Source organism: Halomonas sp. Mc5H-6 (genome assembly GCF_024124705.1).
In the GTDB taxonomy this organism is placed as follows: Bacteria; Pseudomonadota; Gammaproteobacteria; order Pseudomonadales; family Halomonadaceae; genus Vreelandella; species Vreelandella subterranea.
The window spans coordinates 148,629-173,076 of the sequence record NZ_JAMXSI010000003.1; the positions used below are offsets into that span (position 1 = coordinate 148,629).

A 24,448-nucleotide genomic window follows, 5' to 3' on the forward strand; every position below is an offset into this window, starting at 1 on the left:
CGTCGGGGCCGCAAACTACAGATGCTTAAGCAGTTTCTGAAGCTTGTTCATATCGGCGGAGTCGCCTACCAGGCGGACCTCGCCGTTGATCATGCCGTCGAGGAAGGCTTGCTGCGTGGGCTTCTTGAGGATGCGTAAAGCGGCCTCGTCGTCGCGAAAGCGCAGTTCAAGGTCCAGATCGACCGGCAGTCCCTTACCAGAGGTAATGCTGGTTGGCGTCATCCGGTAATGGCGGGCAGTAACCAAATCCTCTGTGGCAATGCCCCAGTCAAGGCCGCGCATGCGTTCCAATTGTTCACGAAAGCGCGGCTTGCGGCGCAGGGCACGTTTGAGCAGAAAGCCCAACAGCCACAGCGTCAGCTTGAGCTTCATCAGGAAACGGCGTCCTTTAGCGCTTTGCCTGGCTTGAAGGCGACATTTTTGCTGGCCGGGATCTGCAGCGGCGCGCCGGTCTGCGGGTTTTTGCCGGTACGCGCCGCACGCTCACGGACGGTAAAGGTGCCAAAACCAATCAGGGCAACGTCTTCGCCTTTGGAAACGCTGTTGGTAATTTCATCAAGGATCACGTTGAGGACTTGGCCCGCTTTGTCCTTGGACAGGTCGGCGTTTTCTGCAATGGCGGCGGCAAGTTCAGGTTTACGCATAAGGAAACTCCCTTTGTTTAATGATCGTGCAAGATACACTGTCGTGTTGTTGGTCAGGACACTGCTGGCTTGGCCGTCATTTCAGCCAAGCCGCCAGCGCCGCGAAATTTAGCCTAGCAGCGTAGGGGCTGCTCTGGAAAGCTCCACTTTCCTTTTCACGCAGCTGCCTGTCAATGCAAATCCAATCAAACGTCCGTCTCTATCTTCAGCGATTGCCATCATGTCACCGCCTTCGCCTTCGATCCGCCAGCGTTCGGGTGGCTGGACAGGTGGGTAAGCAACCACCGGTAACAGGGGCGTTTTGACGATCACCGGCCATGCCCCAAAGCGCACCGCCGTGGGTGTGCCGGACAGGGTGGCGGCCAGCGCCTGGGCGCTGGCTTGCAGCGGCTGGACGTACATGGCGTTGACGCCATCGACGCAGGCAACGTCGCCCAGGGCGTCGATATCCGGGTGAGAGGTGCGCAGTTGCCGATCCACCAGGATACCGCTGGCGGAAACCGTGAGCCCTGCTGTCTCGGCCAGAGCGGTACGCGGGGTCAACCCCGTCGCCATCAAGATGACATCGGCGTTGAGCGTGTCGTCGCTATCCAGCGTCAGCGTTACGCCTTGTTCATCATTAAGGGCCATGGTCTGGATGGTTCTGCCCAGGGCAAGATGGATGCCTGCGTCAACAAACGCCTCGCCGAGCGCGCGGCCCAGGGGGGCAGGCAACAAGCGGGAAAGCGGTGTGGCATCAGGGGCGATAACGGTGACCTCATGACCGCCCGCGTGCAGATCGTTGGCAAACTCGCAACCGACCAGGCCTGCGCCGATCACCGCCACACGCGCGGGCGTTGTCCCCAGGGCATGATGAAAACGGCGGTAGTCGTCAAGGTCGTTGACGGTAAAGCAATGCGCTTTGACGGGGTCGGGTATCGCCATGGGCACCCGTGGTTCGGCGCCGGTGGCCAGCACCAGGCGGTCGTAGCCAAGCGCTTGGCCATCTTCCAGCCGCAGCGAGCGGTTCGCCACGTCAATCTGGCGGACGGGGGTGTGGGGGATCACTCGAGCGTCAAGCGATTCGGCAAGCGCCGTGGCGTTGCGCTGTGCGAGCTTTTCGGGGGGCAGGCGCTTGGCGAAGCCGGTGGATAGCAGCGGTTTGGTATAGTCATCGCCGCTATCGGCGCTGATCAAGTGCAGGGTGCGTGTATCGCCTTTGCGGCGCAGCGCACGGGCAAGACCAACGCCCGCCATGCCAGTGCCAACAATAACGAGCTCAGCGTGTGATGAGGGCATCCGGGTATCCAGTGGTCAGTGGGACAAAAGCCTGTAAAGCCCACATGTTACACTAGGTGATCGTTTAATTGCCTGGAGGCTCTGGTGTCGCGTCACTGTGTTGGAACCGCCCCTGATCTGCCATGTTGGCGTCCCATTAGCGCGCTGCGTCCGGCGATGAGCGCGCCGTGGTGGCAATGGGTTGCCTCCACGGACTCACTAACGGCGCGTATTGTCTCCGCAGGGGGCGAACGGACTTTTCGCGTACGTTTGTTGCGCCAGGGTGTCGGCTTTCCCCGGCCGCATGAGGCCCTGGCGCTGGGTATGCCAGCCCGGCGCTATGCGTGGCTCCGCGAGGTCGCCCTGTGCGTGGACGAAACACCATGGGTCGTGGCGCGCTCGGTGGCTCCCCTCAAGTCGCTCAGGGGCCAGTGCCTGGAACGCTTGGGGGAGCGCTCATTGGGCAGTTGGCTGTTTCGCCAGCCGGACCTGGTGCGTAGCCCGCTGTATGCCACGCGCCATGCGCCTGGTTTTGCTTTCCCAGGCGATGATCGTATTAGCAGCCTGTGGGGGCGCCGCTCGGTATTTCAGAACGGCGGTAAGAATGGCGGGTTATCGCTGCTGGTGCAGGAATACTTTTTATCGACCATGACGGATGATCTTGCGCTGCCTTCGCGCTAGGCTAAGGCAGCGTCTCTTGGATGGGTGAGGTAAGCATGGATCGTTCTTTATTGCGGCCAACCGGGTTGAGTCGGCTGGCGGACTTCATACAGCTGATGCGCCTGGATCGGCCGATTGGCACCTGGCTGCTGATGTGGCCAACGTTATGGGCCTTATGGGTGGCTGCTGAGGGCGTGCCCGGTCGCAATGTGCTGTTGATTTTTATCGCCGGTGTCTATGTCATGCGCGCGGCGGGCTGCGTGGTCAATGATTACGCCGACCGCCATGTCGACGGTCACGTCAAACGCACCCGGCACCGCCCCCTGGCCACCGGGCGGATCAGTGAGACCGAGGCGCAGCTGCTGTTTATCGGGCTGGTGACGGCGGCCTTCATGCTGGTGCTGTTGACCAACTGGTTTACCGTGCTGCTGTCGGTGGGCGGCGTGGTGCTGGCCTTCATCTACCCGTTCATGAAGCGCTACACGCATTTTCCCCAGGTGGTGCTGGGAGCGGCATTTTCCTGGGCGATCCCCATGGCGTCCGGTGCGGTACTTGGATACGTGCCGGTAGAGGCGTGGCTGCTGTTCATCGCCAATGTGCTGTGGACGGTTGCCTACGATACCCAGTACGCCATGGTCGATCGCGACGACGATATAAAGATCGGCATTAAATCGACGGCCGTGCTGCTGGGTAATGCCGACCGGCTGGTGATTGGGCTGCTTCAACTGGCCACGCTGGCACTGCTGGCCTGGGTGGGCGCGCGCATCGGGCTGGGCGGTTTTTTCTGGCTCGGCCTGGCGGGGATGGCGGCGACCTTCGTCCACCAGCAGCGCTTGATCCGTCACCGTGAACGGGATCCCTGTTTTCAGGCGTTTCTGAATAACCACTGGTCGGGGCTGCTGGTGTTCGCCGGGATTGCGCTGAGTTGGTGGCCAGCGACTGGCTAATCTCCGTCAGTGTCATAGAATTGTCATCAAGTCATGGTGTGATCGTCATGTACCTGTCACTGGATTACTTTCTATCGGACACCGTGAGGCTCTGGAATGACCGCCAAGACCGTCTTGATCGTCGATGATGAAGCATCCATTCGCGAGATGATCGCGGTGGCGCTGGAAATGGCCGACTACCGTGTTCTTGAAGCGGACAACGCTCAGGACGCCCACGCCATGGTCGTTGATCATCAGCCTGACCTGCTGTTGCTCGACTGGATGATGCCCGGCACCAGCGGCATCGAGCTGGCCCGGCGCCTCAAGCGTGAGGAAACCACCGCCGAACTGCCGATCATCATGCTCACCGCCAAGGGGGAAGAAGACAATAAGATACAGGGCCTCGAGGCGGGAGCCGATGACTACATCACCAAGCCGTTTTCGCCCCGTGAACTCGTGGCACGCCTCAAGGCGGTGCTGCGCCGTGCAACACCGCGTGGTGTGGAAGATCCCATCGAAATTAATGGGCTGCTGCTTGACCCGGTGGGCCACCGGGTAAGTGCCAACGGTAAAGACCTGGATATGGGGCCGACCGAATACCGGCTGTTACAATTCTTCATGACCCATCAGGAAAGGGCCTACACACGCAGCCAGTTACTCGACCAGGTGTGGGGAGGTAATGTGTACGTGGAAGAGCGCACTGTGGATGTGCATATTCGTCGGCTACGCAAAGCCCTGGGTGACGCGCATCAGAACTTGATTCAAACGGTTCGCGGTACCGGCTACCGCTTCTCCGCTCGAGCTTAACCGTGCGTTTGTGGAGCCGTGAACTGTGGCGTTTGCTAGGTTGGGCGGCACTCGGCACCTGTCTGGGCTGGTTGCTTGGCCTGCCGGGTCTGGGGCTGGCCGGTGGCTTCGCGATGTGTCTGGTCTACCATTTGCGACAATTGCGCGCCGCCTACCGTTGGCTGACGCAGCGCCCGCAGGACGAACCGCCCGCCGCAAGGGGTCTGTGGGGCGAATTGTTTGATCGTCTGTACCGTTATCAAAAAAGCCAACGCATTACCCAGAGCCGTCTCCGCTCGACGCTTGCCCGCATTCAGGAATCCTCGGAAGCCATGCGCGATAGCGTGGTGATGCTCGACCGCCACGGCGACCTGGAATGGTGGAACAGTGCTGCCAGCAATATGTTGGGGCTGCAAACCGCCCACGACCGCGGCCAACATATTACCAATCTGCTTCGCGACCCGCGGTTCATCAGCTATTTCAACGCCCGCGACTACAGTGAGCCGCTGACGCTCACGTCGCCGATTGATGAGCGTCGCATTCTGCAGTACCAGATTACCCTTTACGGTGACGACGAGCGCCTGGTCATGGCGCGTGATATTACGCGGCTGCATCAGCTAGAGCAGATGCGTCGCGACTTTGTGGCCAACGTCTCCCATGAGCTGCGCACACCGTTAACCGTATTGTCGGGCTACCTCGAAACCTATGGCGAGATGGCTGATCAGCTTCCCCCACGTTTGGGACGCAGCATCGGGCAGATGCAGGCCCAGACACAGCGCATGCAAAACCTGGTCAACGACCTGTTGCTGCTGTCGCGGCTGGAAATCGATCAGGGCGGACAGGATCATCAGCCCATGGACGTGACGTCCCTGTTAAACAGTGTAGGGGCCGATGCGATGGCGCTTTCCGAGCATCAGCACACGCTCACCATTGAAGGCGACTACCCCGCGCAGTTGGTGGGCAGCGAGCAGGAAATCCGCAGTGCCATTTCTAACCTGGCGTTCAATGCGGTACGTTATACGCCCGCTTGCAGCGAGATTACGCTGCGCTGGAAAGCGTTCGGGCAAGGTGCCTGTATCGAAGTGTGCGACGACGGCGAGGGGATTGATCCAGTGCATATTCCGCGTCTTACCGAGCGCTTTTATCGCGTCGATAAAGGCCGCAGCACCGCCACCGGGGGCACCGGGCTTGGGCTTGCCATCGTCAAACATGTATTGCTTCGCCATGACGCCCAGTTGCAAATCGACTCGCATCCGGGCGAAGGTGCCCGTTTCCGCTGTGTTTTCCCGGCGACCCGCCTGAGCACATCTGCCACGCCGCCGCGTAGCATCCCCACGGTTACGTAGCTCGCGGCTGTGCTGCTGGGCATCCAAGTCACATGTGTCATTACGACACATGTCTAGCGTATCCAAATGACACGCCTTGGCGACCAAGCGGTCTGGATAGAAGTATTTAACTCTTTGTTATTATTGATGAATAATCCATTATTTGAATAGCTGGCATAGAGGCTGCTCTCTAATTAGTTAAGGCAGTATCTGTCACTGTAAGATGCAGAAAACTGTTGATACTTTTCTTTACGAAACAAAGAAAAGTAACTACGCTTAGACAGTAGCCCAATGCCGAGCAAGGATGTTCTGCATTAGCAGGGATGATTCAAGATTCATGGGATGAGTCTAGAAGGCGGTCACACTGCCAGTCAGGGTAACGTCCACGGTTGGAGTCCCGCAAAAGGATTGGAAGCTGGTAAGCACCACCGCCTAAAATGATCACTGTCGAAGACCCCGCCTTGGCGGGGTCTTGTTTTTGTCAGCCTTTCAACAATGTCAGCTTGCCCTTCTTTCAGCCTCTATATACTGGCCTTCGCATACTTCAAGAACGCTTGGTCACCGACTGGGCATGGCGATAATGGTCGTCCCACATCAGCACCGCCCCGGCCACGGCACCGGGAATCAAAAACAGGTTGGCCAGCGGGATCCACGTCAATAGCGTGACCAGACCGCCGTAGCTTAAGCTTTGCCACCAGCGAGCCGATAAGCGACCGCGCATATCGCGAAACGCTACCTTGTTGTTATCCATCGGGTAATCCAGATAGGTGATGGCCATCACCCAGGCGGAAAACAGCGCCCATAGCAGTGGTGCCAACAGGTTAAGCCCTGGAATCCAGCCAATCACGAACAGCAGTGCGGCACGGGGCAGGATATAACCCAGCTTGACCATTTCGCGGCCCAGCGCATCGATGGTCGTTTTGACCAGCCCCCGATCATCCAGAGGTTCATGCCCGGTGACCTGAACTTCAACTTTAGCGGCCAAGAAGCCGTAAAACGGTGCCGCAATCAAGCTGGTCACCAGCGTGAAGGTAAAAAACACCACAACCAACAGGCTAAGCACGAAAAGGGGCCAGATAAGCCACGACAGCCAATCCAGCCAACTGGGCACCATACTCATCCAATGCGCCAACCAGCCCTCAAAGCGGTTTATCACAAAGCTGAACATGCTGACGTAGACCAGCAGATTGACCAGGATGGGTAAAAAGACATAACGCCTTAGCCCAGGCTTATAGACACAACGTGTGCCTCGGCTGATGGCAGTGAATGCATCTAGCATGAAAAAGTGTGACTCCTCGATAATGACAACGCCCTGGCTGCCGTGCAGCCAGGGCGTATTGCATGAGGAATCAGGGGGCAGGTCAAGACTTTTTCGGTGCTGCCTGCTGGTCCAGTGTCTCAGGGTCGGTATGGCGGATATCCAGCCCCTTGACGAGGTAGACGACGTGCTCGGCCAGGTTATTGGCGTGGTCGCCCACCCGCTCCAGTGCGCGCAGCACCCACATGATGCTGAGTACCGAGGTGATCGAGCGCGAATCTTCCATCATGAAGGTCATCAAGGAACGCATGGCGCTGCCGTATTCACTATCGACAAACTCATCCTCACGCACGACCTGCATGGCCAGTTCGGTGTCGAAGCGGGCAAAGGCGGTCAGCGAATCGCGCAACATTTTACGCACGTGCTCGCTGATATGGCGCACTTCCACCAGCCCGCGAATGGTGTTGCTGCTCTCGCTCAGGCTGAGCGCATTGCGGGCGATCTTGCTGGCTTCATCGCCGATCCGCTCCAGGTCAGAGGTAGCACGGATGACGGCGAGCACCAGGCGCAAATCCGAAGCGGCCGGCTGACGACGCGCTAGAATACGTGTGCACTCGTCATCAATCTGCAGCTGAAGGTCATTGACCTGACGGTCGTTGTCGCGGACTTTCTCGGCCAGCCGCGAGTCACTTTCCAGGAGCGCGAAGACGGCGTCCTGGACCTGCTTTTCCACCATGCCGCCCATGGCCATCAGGTGGGTCTTGAGTTCTTCCAACTCATGATTGAATTGGCGCGAGATATGCTGGCTGTGAGTATCGCTGGTAATGTCCATGGAGCCCTCCTAACGGGGTTGCGTCAACCTAAGCCATACGGCCGGTTATATAGTTTTCGGTTCGTTGTAGACGAGGATTAGTGAAAACGTGGTCGGTGGGTCCGTACTCTACAAGCTCACCCTGTTGCAGGAAGGCAGTGTAATCAGACACACGGGCCGCCTGCTGCATATTGTGAGTCACCAACACTAACGTTAGCTGAGATTTCAGATTTCGAATCAACTCTTCGATCTTGAGCGTCGAAATCGGGTCAAGCGCCGATGCGGGCTCGTCAAGCAGCAGCACGTCGGGCTGCACCGCCAGCGTCCGCGCGATGACCAGGCGCTGCTGTTGCCCGCCTGACAGCTGCCAGGCAGAGCGATGCAAGCGGTCCTTGACTTCATCCCACAGGGCTGCCGAGGTGAGCGCCCACTCGATGATGTCATCCCGTTGGCGCTTGGCGAGCCGTTTCTGCAAGCGCAGACCAAAGGCGACATTTTCGTAGATCGACATCGGAAAGGGGTTAGGGGTCTGGAACACCATACCCACCCGACGGCGCAGCTCTGTGACGTTCATTTCCGGCGCATGAATATTATGTCCTTCAAGGCTGATCTCACCGCTGTGGCTGACCGACTCATTAAGGTCATGCAAGCGATTGATCGCTCTCAAAAAAGTCGATTTGCCACACCCGGAAGGGCCGATAAAGGCCGTGACCCGGTGGCGCGGGACCTGCAGCGTTAGCCGTTGCAAAGCCGGTTTCCCTGCGTAGGCCAGGCTGAACTGGTCAATCTCCAGACAGCACTGATCCGCTGGAAAATGCGTCACGGGGGCCTGCGTGGCCTGATCGACGTGTCGGGATGTTAGCATTCGCTTCCTCGCTGACGACGTAGATGATGACGCAATAATATGGCAGTTAGGTTAAGCACCAGCACAATCAGCACTAATAACAGGGCCGTGGCATAGACCAATGGGATCGCTGCCTGGACATCCTCGCCGTGAAAGGTGGTGTCAAACAGGTGGTAGCCAAGATGCATAAACTTGCGTTCCAGGTGTAAGTAGGGAAATTCACCGTCGAGGGGCATTTGTGGCGCGAGCCTGGCGACACCCACCAGCATCAGGGGCGCAACTTCTCCGGCCGCTCGCGCCACGGCCAAAATGACGCCGGTCAACATGGCGGGAGTGGCCATTGGCAGTACAATACGCTTCAACATTTCAAATCGCGTGGCGCCGAGGGCCACCGCCCCTTCACGCTGGGCGTCGGGAATGCGCGACAGTCCCTCTTCAGTGGCGACAATCACCACTGGCAGCGTCAGCAGGGCGAGGGTTAACGATGCCCATAACAGGCCACCGGTCCCAAAGGTGGGGGACGGTAGCGCGTCGTCAAAGAACCACGCATCCAGCGACCCACCGATGCCATAAACAAAGACCCCCAGGCCGAAGACGCCGTAGACAATCGACGGCACCCCCGCGAGGTTGCGCACACCAATGCGTACCAGGCGGGTGAGTGGCCCCTGGTGGGCAATCTCGTTGAGATAGATGGCGGCCAGCACGCCAAAGGGCGTGACAATCACCGACATCAAAATCACCATCAGCATGGTGCCGAATATCGCCGGCCATACACCGCCGGCGGTATTCGCAGCACGTGGCCCCTGACTTAAAAACTGCCAGACGTCGCTCCCCCATGCCTTCAATTTCTGGCCGACGTGCATGGCATTGGGCGCTTCAATGCGGAGTACGGTGGAAAGTGTCTGGCGCACTGTATTGCCCTGGGACGTGCGCAAGATGAGCTGAAAGCGAGCGCGTTGAGGGGCTGGTAGCGGCAGCGCTTGTTGTACCTGCTCCCATGCATCACGGCCGCTGAAACGCTCATCGCCCACCTCAACCGCTTCCAGGTAGCCAATAAAGTCGCCCCAGGTACGCCGTTTCAGGCGTAGCAATTCCGTGGGTTGTGTCTGCTGTTTGATAGTGTCGACAGGGACCCAGCGCCAGCGGGCGTCGTCGACATCGCGATTGCCCGTAAAGTAGAGGCGCTCGCTACCTGCCCGGTTGGGAAGCGGCAAGTCGCGGACCGCCTCGCCCGCCACCACATCGCCATTTTGCAGGGTGACTTCGTCCAATGCCGACGGCCAGAAATGGCCCAGGCCGCGTGTCAGCAGTAACGCCAGCAAGGCACCCAGCATTAGCAATGAGAGGGCCACACAGCCCGCGCAGAGCCACGGCCAGATGCCCTGCTGCATGGCGCTTTTCAGCCACTTCATGACGTATTCCCCAGGTGCTGATAGCGACGGCGTAGCCTTTGGCGCACCAGCTCAGCCAGGGTATTGACCAGGAAGGTGAACAGAAACAGCAGCAGCGCTGCCAGCACCAGCATGCGATAGGTAGTGCCCCCTGCGGTGGCTTCGGGCAGTTCAATGGCGATAGCCGCCGCCATGGTACGCATGCCTTCGAAGGGGCTGGCGCTGAGCAGCGCCGCATTGCTGCTGGCCATCAGCACGATCATGGTTTCCCCCACCGCGCGGCCCGCGCCGATCATGACGGCGGAAAACAGCCCCGGCCCGGCAGCGGCGAGCGCCACTTTAACCACCGCCTGCCAACGGCTGGCGCCCAGGGCCTGAGCGCCTTCCATCAGCGGGCGGGGCACCTCGGTGAGGGCGTCCTCAGCCAGGGAGTAGACGCTTGGGATCACGGCGAAGCCCATCGCCAGGCCGACAATCAGCGCATTACGAGTGACATAGTCGAGGCCGAACGCGACATAAAGATACTGGCGAAGATCGCCACCCCAGAAGGTTTGCTCCACCAGTGGCGTTAACCACAGGGCGAGGATGAACATGACAATGAGCCAAGGAATCAGCCATAGCGCTGCCCACGAAAGCGGCAGACGACGCTGCCAGCGGCGACTCGCCAGGTGCCAGACCAGGCCGGCGAGCCCGGCGCTGAGCGGCAGCCAGACGATGACCACCAGGGTGCTGGCCAAATGGCGCTCGACCCAGGGAGCGAGCAGCATGCCGGCAATAAAGCCGATGACCACCCCAGGGATGGCTTCCATCATTTCCAGGGTTGGTTTAATGCGGCTGCGCAGTCGGGCCGACATGAAGAACGCCGTATAGGCCGCTGCCCCAAGTGCCAGCGGCAGCGCAAACAGTAGCGCCATCAGGGCGGCCTTCAGCGTCCCCCACGCCAACGGCGAGAGCATGGCAAGGGAGGCCGCGCCGTCTTCCAGTAACAAGGGAGCGGCTTCCCAGACTAAGAACACCCCAATACCCAATATGGCCAGCAGCACACCAATGCCACCGGCAGTGATGAGTCCGGTGGCGATGCGGTCCTGTAAGTGGCGAAGCGGCTGGGGAAAGAGCCGAGCGCGGGTCATGTGACTATCATGGGCAAGGCAGCGGTAGGATCAGCGTTTGGGGTTGCATGCGATCTCCTTACGTTACGTGACCATTGTGACAGTTAAATGACAGGGACTGTTTACCATGGACGCTGAGCCTCCAAGTCGTCCAGAGGCAGCGGAACGAAGCCCGACGCCCGGGTAATCAGCTGACCCTTAGCGGACAGGATGAGATCCAGAAATTCCCGCTCGGCGGTTGGCAGCGACTCGCCAGGCGGAAGATTGACGTAGACATACAGGTAGCGTGAAAGCGGGTAGTCGCCACTTTGAATGGCGGTTTCGCTGGGTGGCACGGCGTTACCCTCTTGAGTCGTCAGGGAGAGCGCCTTTACCGATGGCGTCAAATGGTTATAGCCGGAATAGCCCATGGCCGCATAGGACTCGCCTACAGCCGCAACGACCGCCGACGCGCCCATGTACTCGCTGATATCAGGCCGGAATTCACCGTCGCAGAGGGCCCGTTGACGAAACAGACCATAGGTGCCTGAGGTGATATTACGCCCATGCAAGGCAATACGACCCCTTGGCGCTGTATCGTCCTGGGTCAGGGTTTTCCAGCGCGTTATCGAGTGCGGGCTTCCGCAGGCCCGGGTGGTCGAGAAAACCGCATCTACGTCCTCAAGCGAGATCGCCGACAATGGGTTGTGTCGATGTACAATCACTGTAAGCGCATCGCGGGCGACGCGCAGCTCCAGCGGAGGGTAGCCGTAACGTTCGATAAAGGCATCACGCTCTGCTTGGGTCATGCGCCGTGACATGGGGCCGATGCGCGTAGTGCCTGCGAGCAAGGCTGGTGGAGCGCTGGCAGAGCCGCTGGCTTGAAATTGCACATTGATTTGCGGATATTGAGTGGTCAGCGCTTCGCCCCAGCGCAGCATCAGCCCGGCCATGGTATCCGAGCCGACAGCGCCCAGGGTGCCGCTTGCCGAAGGCCCCTGTGGCTGGGCCAAGCCGACAAGTGGCAAGCTGAGAAGCAGCCAGGCTAAGCCCAGTACCGCGCGATATTTCATGCGAAAAGCGAAACCGTTACTATTCAATCGAGTGCTCTCTTGTGATTAACTATCGACTTATTGCAATGCAGCAAGGTGCGCCTCAGAGGGCCATCTGATTTTCACAATAATAAACCGACAAAGCGACCGACACATGACACTCCTGGATACTGATTTGGACGATGCACCTGCTCCTCAAGGACAACTGACCCTCAAGCTACTGGCCCAGCGCCAGGATACCAACGTTTACGGCGATATTTCCGGCGGTTGGCTGGTCAACCAGATGGACCAGGCAGCCGAGCTGGCCGCTGGCCGTGAAGCTGGCGGGCGAACGGCCACTGTGGCCATTGAAGCAATGGATTTTTTAAGCCCGGTGCGGGTCGGGTCAATGGTGAGTGTCTACACCCAGCTTCAAGAGGTGGGGCATAGCTCCATGAAGATTGATGTGGAGGTGTGGGTTCGCGCCCTCCACGAACAGCATCCGGACGAGCGTCAAAAGGTCACCGAGGCACGCTTTGTCATGGTGGCGCTGGACGACAACGGCCGCATCCGCGCAGTGCATGACTGAGCAGGGATTTCCTGCAACCTTCCTGAAAGCAACGGTGCTGAAAAAGGACGCTTGAATAAGCGTCCTTTTCGTAGGCCTGTGCGTTGCGTAAACGCCTAAACGGCTACGTTATCACGGCTTTTCAGGTACGCGTACTCGCCGACATCGCTGAAGGGGCGGACGATTTTCTGGAACGCCGAATAGGATTCATACACCCGGCGTGATGCTTCATCATCTTCGACCTGACGCTGTATGGCAGCCTGAGAGCTTTCATAGAGTGCCGCCATGACGTCTTCGGGGAAGGTGCGTAGCTTTACGTCGTGTTCCTCCACCAGGGCTTCGAGCGCCTGGGCGTTGCGAAAGGCGAACTCACTGTACATGGCCAGGTTCGAGGCGCGGGCGGCTTCGGTGACGACGGCTTTTAGGTCGTCGGGCAGCGCGTTCCAGGCGTCGAGGTTGATGGTGCCCTCCAGCACAGCCGAAGGCTCGTTCCATACCGAGGTGTAGTAATAGTCTGCCACCTGATGCAGGCCGAAGGCCAGGTCGTTATAGGGGCCGACCCAGTCGGCGGCATCCAATACGCCGGTTTGCAGCGAGGTAAAGATCTCCGAGCCCGGCATGTTGACGGTACTCACCCCGATGCCGTTCATCGCTTCACCGGCAAGTCCCGGCAAGCGCAGCTTGAGGCCCTGCATATCGTCCAGCGAGTTGATCTCCTTCTTGAACCAGCCCGCCATCTGCGGTCCGGTATTGCCAACGGCAAAAGGCTTCAGGTTGTGCTCGGCGTAGAGCTCATCCCACAGTGCCTGGCCGTCACCGTGATAAAGCCAGGCATTCATTTCGGTGGTGGTCATGCCGAAGGGCACGGCAGTGAAAAACTGCGAAGCGGCGACTTTTCCACGCCAGTAATATGACGCCGAGTGGCCCATTTCCGCAGTGCCCGCCGCCACAGCATCGAAGACTTCAAGCGCAGGTACCAACTCGCCCGCGCCGTGGACGGTAATGGTCATGCGGCCGTTGGAAAGCTGCTCGACGCGGCGTGCAAAATCGTTGGCGCCGGTGCCCAGGGCAGGAAAGTTTTTCGGCCAGGAGGTGACCATGTCCCAGTTGTAGGTGTCGTCGGCGCGCGCCTGGGATGTGGATACGAACGGGGCCGCAGCGGCCCCTGCGACGCCAAGGCTGGCGGTTTTGAGAAAGTGACGGCGTTGCATGATGAGCAAGACTCCAAACGTAATGTTGCTATTTTTATGGGGCGCACGGGCGCCGTGTCCGCCCGCAAGTATGCGTTAAGGCGAATTTTGCCCGCAAGTTTTCTGATTAATCGTCGCTGGCATCTTTCATGCGGTTGGCATGCCGCACCAGCCAGTAGCAGCCCCCAAGGGCCAACACTGCCGCGGCCAGTGAGGCAATTTGCCAGGGGTCGATGGTTTCCATATCCAGCACCATGAACTTGCGCACCAGCGCCATGATGGCAATCAGCACGACAATCTCGACATGGATAAAGCCTTTGCCACTGGTCATCGTGCGCACAATGGAATTGTTGAATTCCATGGCAATCAGCACGGTGAGAATCATGTCGAACAGCGCCTGAAACACCCGGTAGTCGAAGGGGTCGCGGCTTTGAATGAATAGCAGCTGCACCACGTGAATGACCAGGTAATACATGGCAACCAGCACGGCCCCGGCGATGGCCAGGGTCAGTATCAACGAGATGATACGTTCAAAACGGTGGTAGCCGCTCAATGCTGACCAGCCGTTACACACTTCGGGAAATAGGCGTTTCAAGCGTTGTTTCATAAGGCTCTCTGTGGGGCAGTAGGGGCGCAAGCCAAGATGCGAAAAGAATGCGTCACGAGTCGTTTAAAGCGGGGTCAGCTTGGCAAAGCCTAACACCAGCCATTTAACGCCCTCGCCTTCAAAGCTGACCTGGACCCGGGCGCGGGCACCTTCGCCTTCCGCATTCAGGATGATGCCTTCACCGAAGACCGGGTGCTCTACCCCCTGGCCAACATGCAGGCTGGGCAGCTCGTCCCTGCCCTCGACGCTTTGCTGGGCAAAGGAGGTGCGTGAGGCGGTGACCGGGCGGGAAACATGCCCGCGCAGGCGCACTTCTTCGAGCAGGTGCGGGGGCAGTTCGCGCAGAAAGCGCGACGGGCGCGGAAACACCTCTTTGCCATGCAGACGGCGGGTTTCGGCGTGGGTGAGGTAAAGCTTCTGCATCGCGCGGGTCACGCCGACGTAACACAACCGACGTTCTTCCTCGAGCCTGCCCGGCTCCTCCAGGGACATCTTGTGGGGGAAGAGGCCTTCTTCGACGCCGGCGATAAACACCACGGGAAACTCCAGCCCTTTGGCCGAGTGCAGCGTCATCAACTGGACACTGTCCTCGAACTCTTCGGCCTCGTGGTCACCGGCGTTGAGCGCCGCTTCGGATAAGAACGCCTCCAGCGCCGCCATGCCCTCACCGGCTTCCGGGGTCTCGAAGGCATCGCCGTGGGTGAAGGCCCGTGCAGCGTTGACCAGCTCTTCAAGGTTTTCGACCCGTGCCTGGCCTTTCTCGCCGCGTTCGCTTTTATGATGTTCGATCAGGCCCGTTTTGTCGGTCACGTGGTCGATGATGTCGTGCAGGGGCAGCCCGGCGGCGTCGTTATCCAACTGCTCGATCAGGTTGGCAAACGCCTGCACGGCATTGGCCGCGCGGCCTTTCAGAGTGCCGTCGTTTATCGCGTCGTGCAGTGCCTGCCACAGCGGGATGTTATTTTCCCGAGCGCGCAGGCGGACGATTTCCACCGTGCGGGTACCAATGCCGCGGGTGGGCACGTTGATCACCCGTTCAAGGGACGCATCGTCATCGCGGTTGAGCAACAGGCGCAGGTAGGCCAGGGCATTCTTGATTTCCAGGCGTTCGTAGAAACGGTGCCCGCCGTAGATACGATAGGGCATGCCCTGGCGTATCAGCGTCTCTTCCAGCAGCCGTGACTGGGCATTGGAACGGTAGAGAATCGCCATATCGCGCCGGTTGAGGCCTTCGTCGACTTTTTCCTTGATGGTGTCGACGATAAAGCGCGCTTCTTCGAGGTCGTTAAAACCGGCGTAGACGGAGATGGGGTCGCCTTCGACGCCGTCGGTCCACAGCTGTTTGCCCATGCGCTGGCTGTTATGACTGATCAAGGAGTTGGCGGCATCCAGAATCGCGCTGGTGGAGCGGTAGTTCTGCTCAAGGCGGACCGTACGGGTCTCGGGGAACTCCTGCTCGAAGCGGCGGATGTTTTCGACCTTGGCCCCACGCCAGCCATAGATCGACTGGTCGTCGTCGCCGACCACGGTCATCGGCGTTTGCATACCGGTGAGCAGCTTTAGCCACGCATATTGTAGCGTGTTGGTGTCCTGAAACTCGTCGACCAGCAGGTGACCAAACCGCTCGCGGTAATGGGCCAGCAGGGCGGGGTTGTCGCGCAGCAGTTCCAGGCTTCTGAGCAGTAACTCGCCGAAATCGACCAGCCCGCCGCGTTCGCAGGTCAGCTGGTAACGTTCGTAGAGTTCGACCATCTGGCCCAGATAGCCATCGCCGTCCACATTGACCTGATGCGGGCGCAGGCCTTCTTCCTTACAGCCGGAAATAAAATGCTGTACCTGGCGCGGCGGAAACCGTTCGTCGTCGATGGCATAGTCTTTCAGCAGGCGTTTTACCAGCCGTAGCTGGTCGTCGGCGTCGATGATCTGGAAGTGTTGCGGCAGCCGCGCGTCCTGCCAGTGGGTGCGCAGCAGGCGGTGGGAAATCGAGTGGAAGGTGCCCACCCACACGTGGCGCAGCGACAACCCCAGCAGCGCTTCCAGCCGGGTGCGCATCTCGCGTGCGGCCTTGTTGGTAAAGGTCACGGCCAGCAGCGCGTAGGGCGACAGGCCCTCGGCCTGCATCAGCCAGGCGATACGGTGTACCAGCACGCGGGTTTTGCCCGAGCCCGCGCCCGCCAGTACCAACAGATTGCCTTGAGGGGCGCTGACCGCTTCGCGCTGGTCGGAGTTAAGCTGATCGAGTATCGCCGTGACGTCGTCCATATAAGCCGCTGCCGGGTCGAAAAATGGGCCGTCAGTTTAGCACAGCCACAACGATAACTTGGCGTTCACGAGTCTTCCGGGAAACGCAGCGAGTTAAGGCTCTTCTTCACCGACTTGAGCTGCTCGGCGAGTTTGGGGCCGCGGGTCTTGGCGACGCCCACCGCGAGCACGTCGACCAAGACCAGGTGGGCGATGCGCGAACTCATCGGCGTGTAGATTTCGGTGTCTTCGTGCACGTCAATATACAGCGGCAGCGTGACCTCTTCCGCCAGCGGCGAGTCGCTGGGGCACAGGCCAATCACCGTCGCCCCCGCTTCCCTGGCCAGGCGTACGCTTGCCACCAGCGCCTTGGTGCGCCCGGTTTGCGAAATGGCCACCACCACATCGCCTTCCTTGAGCGTCACCGCGGACATGTTCTGCATGTGGGGGTCGGCATAGGCCGAGGTGGAAATCTGCAGGCGGAAAAACTTGTGCTGGGCGTCGAAGGCCACCGCCCCTGAGGCGCCAAAGCCGTAAAACTCGACCCGATTGGCCATCGCCAGGGCATTGACCGCGCGGCCCAGGGCATCGTTATCCAGGCGGTCCCGTACCGACAGCAGGGTGCCCACCGTCGAATCGAAAATGCTGTGTGAGAACTCGGCGACGGAATCGCTATCGTTCATCGAGAACTGGGCAAACTGGCTGCCGGTGGCCAGCATCTGGGCGAGCTGGAGTTTAAAGTCCTGGAAGCCATTGCAGCCCAGGGCACGGCAGAAGCGCACTACCGTGGGTTCGCTGACCTTTGCCTCGGTGGCAAGGTCGACGATCCGCATATGGATCACTTCCTCGGGATTGCGCAGTACAAACCGCGCCACTTTCTGCTCGGAGCGGCGAAAGTGCTCCATGCGGCGTCTCATTTCATCGAACAGGGCGCGACTCACGTTTAGCTCCTTAAAATAAAGCCGAGTAGCTCACTATATGGGCAAGCAAAGCATGCAGCCACCGTTGGGGTGGCGTTAGACGACTCTTTTTTCTAAGTGGTCATCATTTTGTCAAGTAGGTTATAGTAAAAACTGAAGTGCCGCACTGCATCATCTAACAGTCGTCACGGATGCAGGTGGACGTAGGCATATTCACCTGGAGGAACGTCGATCATGCGTAATGTCGAACGCATCACCTCGGTCAAGAGCGAACTGCTCGATATTTTCATGAGCATGGAAGTGGACGAACACGCCCAGCGTCGGCGAAGTGCCGCGCAACGCAACCTACGCGCACGGCGGGGGATCGAGCTGCATCGGGAGTTTCAAGCGCTATCGCGGGATATTGCCCCCTTGCCGGACGAAGACGAACGGCAAGAGAGCGAACTGCACTGATACGGCACTGAGAAAGGTGCCCAACGGCGATGCCTGACGTGAGGCCTCGCCGTTTAAAGCATCCTCATAGGCGCTTGGCTCTGCAAAGCGCAAAGCCAAGCTGACCCGATTTAAAGGATACCCGCCAGGAACACCACGATAACGCCAATCGGCGCGATAAAGCGCGCGACGATATTCCATACGCTGAGCCCTGTTGCGGACAGCGCCAGTTCCTGCTCGACGCTCTTGCGATCCAGGCACCATGCGACAAACACAACGGCGCCGAGGCCGGTGAGCGGCAGCAGAATCTTCGCGGTGAAGGTATCCAGCAAGTCGAAGATGTTCAGCCCAAAGAACAAGACATCTGACCACAGGTTGAACGACAGCAGCGCCGCGATACCCAGCAGCCATATGACAATGCCGCTGACCAAGGTTGCCGGAACCCGCGACAGCGAGGTGCGCTCTTCAAGCATCTCGACGGTGGGTTCGAGCAACGAAATGGCCGAGGTCAGCGCAGCAAAGGTCAGCAGCAGGAAGAACATCAGCCCCAGAATGACGCCACCGGTGATGTTGCCAAACGCGATCGGCAGGGTGACGAAGATCAGCCCTGGGCCTTCGCCAGCGCTCAGGCCATTGGCAAACACGATGGGGAAAATTGCCAAACCGGCCAGCAACGCGATGGCGGTATCAATGATTATGACCGTGCGTGCCGTGCTCAGAAGGTTGACGTCTTCGCCCAGGTAAGAGCCGTAGGCCATCATGATGCCCATGCCCAGTGAAAGCGTGAAGAACGCCTGACCCATGGCGGCCAGCACCACGCCGCCATTCAGCGCACTCCAGTCAGGGCTGAACATGAATTCCAGCGTTTCACCGAAGTGGCCGGTGGTCATGCCATAACCCACCAGGATCAGCATCAAGATGACCAGGGCAGGCATCAGGGAGCGCACGGCACTCTCCAGCCCCTTGGTCACGCCGCGGGCCACAATGCCGATGACCAGCAGCATGAAGGCGCTGTGCCAGAGCAGCAGCGTGCCGGGGCTGGCCAGCATGCCGTTAAAGATCGCGCCTATGCTGTCGGCATCCTGGCCGCTGAAGGTGCCCATGACCGAGCTCAGCGTATAGTTGAGCGACCACCCACCAATCACGCTGTAAAACGACAGGATCAGGAAGCCGGCGAGGACGCCGCTGATACCGACCAGCGCCCAACCCTTGGACTTGCCGCTTTGGCTGGCCAGTTCTTTCATGCTGTCGATAGGGTTTTTCTGCCCGCGTCGACCGATCAACCACTCGGAAAGTAAGATGGGCACGCCCACCAATGCCACGCAGGCAAGGTAGACCAGTACGAAGGCTGCGCCACCGCTTTCGCCCACCAAATAAGAGAAGCGCCAAATATTGCCCAGGCCAACCGCCGAGCCTGCAGCGGCCAGCACAAAGGCCATCTTGGATGACCACTGCGCATGTGCAAGTTTTGCCATACATCACCTGTTAAAAAATTGATTGTAATAAGTCGTTGTCGGCGCGGTGCACCGTTATTCGAAAAAGGCACTGACAGAAAATTGCCAGTGTCGTTTTCGAAAGTATGCGCAATTTATCCGATCAGTGCCGTGCATGCCAGTCAGCACCGCTAAAAAGCCAGGTTAAAACAGTTGGCTCTGCTTTTCATTGGCAAAGGGGCCAAGCGGTGGCAGTGGCATCGTATCCTGAAGGTCGTTATAGAACTGACGAGCGAGCGTCGGGGACTCGCGATTATCCGCGGTATGCACAAATAAGAAAGGGGTTTTCCCCTGATTTATCCACAGGGCAAGGCGTGATTTCCAGGCATCGAAGTAGCCAACATTGATGGCTTTGTCAACATGGCCGATAAAGCGAATCATAGGGTGATTCGCTGTTGAAAGCACGTGTAACGGGAGTTTCGGCTTTTCTTGCTGGGCGTGGGCCAGGCCAGGGTGGTCGTTTGCCGGGGTCGAGAACAGCGGTCGCACGTCGAGCATCACACGGTTCGCCCGATAAGTTATCAACAATCGGTTAAGGGCTTTCTCGGCGGCACCCTTGTGGAAAAAATCAGGGTGACGCACTTCCACGGCACAGGCTAGATGCGCAGGCCAGGCGGCGAGCAGCGCTTCCAACTGGGGTAATTCATCGGGGCCAAAATCGCGGGGTAACTGAACCATGGTAGGGCCTAAGCGATCGTGAAGTGGGGCAAGGGCGTCTAAAAAGGCCCAGGCCTCTTCCAGGCGCGTTAAGCGCTGATCGTGGGTAACGCTGGCGGGAAGCTTAAAGCAAAAACGAAAGTTTGCGGGCGCCTGGCGTGCCCAGCCCGCGATCGTCTCCGGCTTGGGTGTGCCGCTGTAAAAGGTGGTATTGCCTTCGACGCTGGAAAACACCGCCGCATAATCGCTGAGCAGGTCGGTTTTGGCGTAACGCGGATAAAGCGTGCCCGACCAATCCTGGTTGGACCACATGGGCAAGCCGATATAGAGCGGGCACGTCATGGTATTGAGTCAGTCTCGAGAAAGATGGCGCTTAATGTAACAGTCGGACAAGTGACGCTGCCAACGCTTGTTGGGGCTGGACAAGCACGGATGGCATTTTGATGAAGCTAAGGGAAGAATATATGCAATTGTCGGCGTAACAGGCGCGTTACTATCTACCCAGGCTTTATGATCAAGGAGCGCACGATGAGCGCAGCGCACGTCAGCAGCGACGATATTCGCGACCAATTTTCCAAGGCCATGTCGGCCATGTACCAGCAGGAAGTCCCCCAATACAGTGCCCTGCTGTCGCTGGTCGCGGCGGTGAATGAGGAGGTGCTGGCGGCGTCGCCGACACTGCGCGAGACGCTCGCCGCCGATAATGCCCTGGCGCGCCTCGGCGTGGAGCGTCACGGGGCGATTCGCGTTGGCACTGCCAATGAGCTTTCGCTACTTCGCCGCATGTTCGCGGTGATGGGCATGCAGCCCGTGGGTTACTATGACTTGGCCGCAGCCGGTGTGCCGGTCCATTCCACGGCGTTTCGCCCGGTCGACGATGCTGCGCTGTCGCGTAACCCCTTCCGCGTGTTCACCTCCCTGCTGCGCCTGGAACTGATTGACGATCCCGAGCTGCGCCAGCAGGCCAGCGAGATTCTCGATGCCCGCCGTATTGTCACCCCGCAGGCGGAAGCCCTGATAGAGCGTTTTGAACGCCAGGGTGGGCTAACCGCTGAACAGGCTGAGCAGTTTGTCCATCAAGCATTGGAAACGTTTCGCTGGCACGAACAGGCCACGGTCGACCTGGCGACCTATCAGCGCTTGCAGCAGGAGCATCGGCTGATTGCGGACGTAGTGTGTTTCAAGGGCCCGCATATCAACCACCTGACGCCGCGTACCCTGGATATCGACAAGGTGCAGAGGCGTATGCCACAGGCGGGTATTGACCCCAAGGCGATCATCGAAGGGCCGCCGCGCCGTCGTTGCCCTATTCTGCTGCGCCAAACCAGCTTCAAGGCCCTGGAAGAGCCGATTTCGTTTGCCGATGCCGCCCAGGGGCATCACACCGCACGCTTTGGTGAAATCGAGCAGCGTGGTATCGCGCTAACCCACGCTGGACGCGCATTGTACGACCGCTTGCTTGGCGAGGCGAAACAGGCAGCGGAGGCGGATAACGCTGCGCACCAGGCTCGCTTGGCGGCGGCGTTTGAAGCCTTTCCGGATGACGAAGCGACGCTGCGGCGCGAAGGGTTGGCGTTTTTCCACTACCACGCGGTACCCGGTGCGCAAGTGGAAGAACCGGTCGATGTCGATGACGTGGAACGGTTAATGGCACAAGGCGCGCTGACGGTCACACCGATGATTTATGAGGATTTTCTGCCGGTCAGCGCGGCGGGTATTTTCCAGTCGAACCTGGGCGACAAAGGCCATGACGGCTATGCGCGCGGGGCCAATCAGCAGCCATTCGAGCAGGCGCTGGGCGTACCGGTGATCGATGAAGTCGCTCTCTACGCCGAGCGCCAGCAGGCATCGCTAGAACAGGCGCTTGCTCGGTTAGCTGGTAATGTTGGTGCGGATTAAGCGCGCTTTCTCCAGCAATAGTGGCAGATGACGAGTCAGTAGGGTATCAAGGTCGATTCGGGCGGCATTGGTGCTGATGTTAATAGCCCCCAGTAACTTGCCGTTGGCGTCAAACGCGGGTACTGCCAATGAACGTAGACCAGGGTCAAGCTCTTGGTCGGCAATGGCATAACCCTGTTGACGGACTTCTAAGATGCACTGTTTGAGCTCGTCTTTATCGGTCACGGTTTTTTCTGTGTAGCGAGTGACCTCTAGCCGCGACAAGAAGGCATCAAGTTCGTTTTCGGGGAGTTGGGCGAGCAGTACCCGCCCCATGGACGTGTACGCTGCGGGTAAGCGGGTACCTATCGAGAGCGTAATGCCCATTAGCCGGTGGGGAGCAGCAGAGCGTGCCACGTAGATAACCTCGTCGCCATCCAACACGGCAAGCGAAGAGGACTCGCCGCTTTCCTGGGTAATGTCTTCCAAGTATTGCTGAATAACACTGCGGTAGTTGTTGGCAGATAAAAAGGCATAGCCGAGTTGCAGCACACGGGGTGCGAGTTCAAAGTAGCGTTGTTGTTTCCGTACATAGCCCAATGCATGCAGCGTCAGCAAAAAGCGTCTTGCCTTGGCGCGGTTCATGCCGGTACGGGAGGCCACTTCACTGAGCGTCATCCGTGGGTGACTTTCATCAAATGCTAGAATTACTTCCAAGCCGCTCGCAAGCGCTGTTACGAAGTCGCGGTCATCGGAATCAAGTTTGTCTTCCTGAACCATTGCGTCCATGAGTCGGCAGGCCATCGTTTGAGATGATTAAAGCATACAATTTAACATGCTGTTCGAATAACGAACAAATGGACTTTTGTGATAGTTGACCAAAAAATCACTATCAATAATGAGTTAAAGTAAATATATCATTAACCTGCATATGATATGCCGCTAAGAAAGAGGTCGGCCAATGAGTCAGTCAAAAATAACGGTTCTCCATGGTCCCAATCTAAACCTCCTGGGGACACGTCAACCGGAAATTTACGGTTATGAAACGCTGGATGATGTTAACAATGCTTTGCGGGAAAAAGCGGTGATAGCTGGGTGGGACGTTAACTGCCTGCAAAGCAACCATGAGGGCGAGCTGATTGATGCTATTCATGCTGCACGTACCGATGGTACTCAGGCGATCATCATCAATCCGGCGGCTTACACGCATACTTCGGTAGCAATTCTTGATGCGCTCAATGCGTTTGAAGGTAAAGTGATCGAGGTACATATCTCTAACGTGCACAAGCGCGAAAGCTTCCGCCACCACTCTTACGTCTCGCTGCGCGCCGATGGTGTGATTGCTGGTTTAGGCACCCAAGGCTATCAAGCAGCATTAGAGGCTATTATAAAATCTGCGACCTGACCCTTGGCGGACTACGCGGTTAGTAATCCAGCTAGCGTCATCCACCAGATAATCAAACTCAACGAGAAGAAAGAAGCGACCGTTGCTACCAGCATGGCGGCGGCACTGACGCCGCCCAGCCCATAGCGTTGGCCAAACAGCGGATAAATACTGATCATTGGCGCGGCGGCGAAGAGAATAGCACCGGCTTTGTAAACTGGGTCGATACCGGGCACTAGGCAGAATGCACCAAAAATCGCTAGCGGGTGAATGAGCAGTTTGCCGATCACGATTTGTCCAATGTCTTTGGCCATGCCTTTGACTTTAAGGCCAAATAGCGTGCCGCCAATGACGAACAGCGCCGCTGGGCCTGCAGCCTCGGCCAGCATATCGATTGCCTTGTACAGCGGACCGGGAATGGCGATGCCCGTAACGGCGATCACAATGCCAGTCAATAAACCCACCAGCACGGGGTTTTTCACCAGGCTGAGTGCCGTTTGCTTAACGGTCTTCCAAACGCTTGCCCCTTGTTGGGTGGACATTTCAGCAAGTATCAGTGCGGTGGGGATAATAATTAGCGTTTCAATCACCATGTTAAGCGCCAGCAGCACCGCCGCGGGTGAGCCAATCACCATGGCCGCCACTGGGTAGCCTACAAAACCGCTATTGGCAGCCGCCATTCCCAGTGCCTGCATAGCGCTTGCGTCAAGCGAAAATTGCTGGCGCTTAATACCGAGCCACAGTCCTCCAGCAAACACTAGCAGCGAGCCAAGCCCGTAAGCCACCAGGTAATTCAGCTTAAAAATTTCTTCCAATGGCTGCTGGGTTAATGCGCGAATCACCAGCGCGGGTAGCGCGCAGTAAAGCACAAAAACTCCAACGCCCTGCATCTGTTCATGCTGGATAATGCCGCTCCATCTTGCGAGATAACCCGTGCCAATCAGCAGGAAAATCGGCGTGGTAATGGCAAGAATGGGAAGCATGGAGGCCTCTTTAGCACACAAGGATAAGGGCGATGTCCGAATAGCGAATGATTGCTCGCTATTTTGCAAGAACT

Annotated in this window: 25 protein-coding genes; 8 read left to right on the top strand and 17 right to left on the bottom strand. The window is 58.5% G+C overall.

Annotation, left to right across the window (positions count from 1 at the left end):
• Nucleotides 1-15 precede the first annotated feature (15 nt).
• The 3 genes from NH395_RS06410 to NH395_RS06420 form a co-directional block, all read right to left on the bottom strand.
• Nucleotides 16-372, bottom strand: a complete 357-nt coding sequence (locus NH395_RS06410; protein WP_253023280.1) for a hypothetical protein — start codon at nucleotides 370-372, stop codon at nucleotides 16-18.
• On the bottom strand, nucleotides 372-683 hold the full coding sequence (locus tag NH395_RS06415; RefSeq protein ID WP_172822115.1) for an HU family DNA-binding protein: 312 nt from the start codon (nucleotides 681-683) through the stop codon (nucleotides 372-374). Before NH395_RS06415 ends, NH395_RS06410 begins: the two co-directional genes overlap by 1 nt.
• A 69-nt stretch (nucleotides 684-752) precedes the next feature.
• Complete coding sequence (locus NH395_RS06420; protein ID WP_253023282.1) at nucleotides 753-1,922, bottom strand: FAD-dependent oxidoreductase; 1,170 nt, start codon at nucleotides 1,920-1,922, stop codon at nucleotides 753-755.
• 156 nt (nucleotides 1,923-2,078) lie between these two features.
• On the opposite strand from NH395_RS06420, the gene NH395_RS06425 reads away from it, so the two are divergent.
• The 4 genes from NH395_RS06425 (at nucleotide 2,079) to phoR (ending at nucleotide 5,619) form a co-directional block, all read left to right on the top strand.
• On the top strand, nucleotides 2,079-2,582 hold the full coding sequence (locus tag NH395_RS06425; protein WP_253023284.1) for a chorismate lyase: 504 nt from the start codon (nucleotides 2,079-2,081) through the stop codon (nucleotides 2,580-2,582).
• Nucleotides 2,583-2,617: 35 nt separating this feature from the next.
• Nucleotides 2,618-3,508 (top strand): 4-hydroxybenzoate octaprenyltransferase, encoded by an 891-nt coding sequence (ubiA, locus tag NH395_RS06430; protein WP_253023286.1) that lies wholly within the window; start codon nucleotides 2,618-2,620, stop codon nucleotides 3,506-3,508.
• A gap of 96 nt (nucleotides 3,509-3,604) precedes the next feature.
• Nucleotides 3,605-4,294 carry a phosphate regulon transcriptional regulator PhoB gene (gene phoB / locus NH395_RS06435; RefSeq protein WP_066316481.1) on the top strand — a complete coding sequence of 230 codons (690 nt, stop codon included), beginning with the start codon at nucleotides 3,605-3,607 and terminating at the stop codon, nucleotides 4,292-4,294.
• A gap of 2 nt (nucleotides 4,295-4,296) precedes the next feature.
• Nucleotides 4,297-5,619 (top strand): phosphate regulon sensor histidine kinase PhoR, encoded by a 1,323-nt coding sequence (gene phoR, locus NH395_RS06440; protein WP_253023288.1) that lies wholly within the window; start codon nucleotides 4,297-4,299, stop codon nucleotides 5,617-5,619.
• A 523-nt stretch (nucleotides 5,620-6,142) separates the two neighbouring features.
• Here phoR and cysZ read toward each other — a convergent pair.
• From cysZ to NH395_RS06470, 6 genes are all read right to left on the bottom strand, one after another.
• Entirely contained in the window at nucleotides 6,143-6,877 is a 735-nt protein-coding gene (gene cysZ / locus NH395_RS06445) for a sulfate transporter CysZ (RefSeq protein WP_253023290.1), read from the bottom strand.
• An 82-nt stretch (nucleotides 6,878-6,959) separates the two neighbouring features.
• The gene (gene phoU, locus NH395_RS06450) at nucleotides 6,960-7,688 is read right to left on the bottom strand and encodes a phosphate signaling complex protein PhoU (protein ID WP_092824860.1); all 729 of its coding nucleotides are present in this window, start codon (nucleotides 7,686-7,688) and stop codon (nucleotides 6,960-6,962) included.
• A 28-nt stretch (nucleotides 7,689-7,716) separates the two neighbouring features.
• Nucleotides 7,717-8,532, bottom strand: coding sequence for a phosphate ABC transporter ATP-binding protein PstB (pstB, locus tag NH395_RS06455; protein WP_199284322.1), 816 nt, complete (start codon nucleotides 8,530-8,532; stop codon nucleotides 7,717-7,719).
• The gene (pstA, locus tag NH395_RS06460) at nucleotides 8,526-9,923 is read right to left on the bottom strand and encodes a phosphate ABC transporter permease PstA (RefSeq protein WP_253023292.1); all 1,398 of its coding nucleotides are present in this window, start codon (nucleotides 9,921-9,923) and stop codon (nucleotides 8,526-8,528) included. The genes pstB and pstA overlap by 7 nt, the downstream gene beginning before the upstream one ends.
• On the bottom strand, nucleotides 9,920-11,032 hold the full coding sequence (locus NH395_RS06465) for an ABC transporter permease subunit (RefSeq protein ID WP_253023294.1): 1,113 nt from the start codon (nucleotides 11,030-11,032) through the stop codon (nucleotides 9,920-9,922). Before NH395_RS06465 ends, pstA begins: the two co-directional genes overlap by 4 nt.
• Nucleotides 11,033-11,133: 101 nt before the next feature.
• Nucleotides 11,134-12,063 carry a phosphate ABC transporter substrate-binding protein gene (locus NH395_RS06470; protein WP_253023296.1) on the bottom strand — a complete coding sequence of 310 codons (930 nt, stop codon included), beginning with the start codon at nucleotides 12,061-12,063 and terminating at the stop codon, nucleotides 11,134-11,136.
• A gap of 133 nt (nucleotides 12,064-12,196) precedes the next feature.
• Here NH395_RS06470 and NH395_RS06475 point away from each other — a divergent pair, with 133 nt between their 5' ends.
• Nucleotides 12,197-12,610 (top strand): acyl-CoA thioesterase, encoded by a 414-nt coding sequence (locus NH395_RS06475; RefSeq protein ID WP_253023298.1) that lies wholly within the window; start codon nucleotides 12,197-12,199, stop codon nucleotides 12,608-12,610.
• Between the two features lie 95 nt (nucleotides 12,611-12,705).
• Here the strand turns inward: NH395_RS06475 and dctP are convergent, their stop codons facing one another.
• From dctP to hexR, 4 genes are all read right to left on the bottom strand, one after another.
• Nucleotides 12,706-13,800, bottom strand: coding sequence for a TRAP transporter substrate-binding protein DctP (dctP, locus tag NH395_RS06480; RefSeq protein ID WP_253023300.1), 1,095 nt, complete (start codon nucleotides 13,798-13,800; stop codon nucleotides 12,706-12,708).
• A gap of 106 nt (nucleotides 13,801-13,906) precedes the next feature.
• On the bottom strand, nucleotides 13,907-14,386 hold the full coding sequence (locus NH395_RS06485; protein WP_066316467.1) for a phosphate-starvation-inducible PsiE family protein: 480 nt from the start codon (nucleotides 14,384-14,386) through the stop codon (nucleotides 13,907-13,909).
• Between the two features lie 63 nt (nucleotides 14,387-14,449).
• Complete coding sequence (gene uvrD / locus NH395_RS06490; RefSeq protein WP_253023301.1) at nucleotides 14,450-16,648, bottom strand: DNA helicase II; 2,199 nt, start codon at nucleotides 16,646-16,648, stop codon at nucleotides 14,450-14,452.
• A 65-nt stretch (nucleotides 16,649-16,713) separates the two neighbouring features.
• The gene (hexR, locus tag NH395_RS06495) at nucleotides 16,714-17,568 is read right to left on the bottom strand and encodes a transcriptional regulator HexR (protein ID WP_066316464.1); all 855 of its coding nucleotides are present in this window, start codon (nucleotides 17,566-17,568) and stop codon (nucleotides 16,714-16,716) included.
• 213 nt (nucleotides 17,569-17,781) lie between these two features.
• On the opposite strand from hexR, the gene NH395_RS06500 reads away from it, so the two are divergent.
• The gene (locus NH395_RS06500) at nucleotides 17,782-18,000 is read left to right on the top strand and encodes a PA3496 family putative envelope integrity protein (RefSeq protein WP_092824842.1); all 219 of its coding nucleotides are present in this window, start codon (nucleotides 17,782-17,784) and stop codon (nucleotides 17,998-18,000) included.
• 110 nt (nucleotides 18,001-18,110) lie between these two features.
• On the opposite strand, the gene NH395_RS06505 is transcribed toward NH395_RS06500, so the two are convergent.
• Nucleotides 18,111-19,454, bottom strand: a complete 1,344-nt coding sequence (locus tag NH395_RS06505) for a sodium-dependent transporter (RefSeq protein ID WP_253023303.1) — start codon at nucleotides 19,452-19,454, stop codon at nucleotides 18,111-18,113.
• 162 nt (nucleotides 19,455-19,616) lie between these two features.
• Entirely contained in the window at nucleotides 19,617-20,471 is an 855-nt protein-coding gene (locus NH395_RS06510; RefSeq protein WP_253023312.1) for a DUF72 domain-containing protein, read from the bottom strand.
• Between the two features lie 186 nt (nucleotides 20,472-20,657).
• Here NH395_RS06510 and NH395_RS06515 point away from each other — a divergent pair, with 186 nt between their 5' ends.
• Nucleotides 20,658-22,028 (top strand): VOC family protein, encoded by a 1,371-nt coding sequence (locus NH395_RS06515; RefSeq protein ID WP_253023313.1) that lies wholly within the window; start codon nucleotides 20,658-20,660, stop codon nucleotides 22,026-22,028.
• Here the strand turns inward: NH395_RS06515 and NH395_RS06520 are convergent.
• The gene (locus NH395_RS06520; RefSeq protein ID WP_253023315.1) at nucleotides 22,002-22,796 is read right to left on the bottom strand and encodes an IclR family transcriptional regulator C-terminal domain-containing protein; all 795 of its coding nucleotides are present in this window, start codon (nucleotides 22,794-22,796) and stop codon (nucleotides 22,002-22,004) included. The genes NH395_RS06515 and NH395_RS06520 overlap by 27 nt on opposite strands.
• A gap of 172 nt (nucleotides 22,797-22,968) precedes the next feature.
• Here NH395_RS06520 and aroQ point away from each other — a divergent pair, with 172 nt between their 5' ends.
• Nucleotides 22,969-23,412: a type II 3-dehydroquinate dehydratase gene (aroQ, locus tag NH395_RS06525; RefSeq protein WP_253023317.1), complete on the top strand. Its 444-nt coding sequence runs from the start codon at nucleotides 22,969-22,971 to the stop codon at nucleotides 23,410-23,412.
• An 11-nt stretch (nucleotides 23,413-23,423) separates the two neighbouring features.
• On the opposite strand, the gene NH395_RS06530 is transcribed toward aroQ, so the two are convergent.
• Nucleotides 23,424-24,374: an AEC family transporter gene (locus NH395_RS06530; protein ID WP_253023319.1), complete on the bottom strand. Its 951-nt coding sequence runs from the start codon at nucleotides 24,372-24,374 to the stop codon at nucleotides 23,424-23,426.
• Between the last annotated feature and the right edge of the window lie 74 nt (nucleotides 24,375-24,448).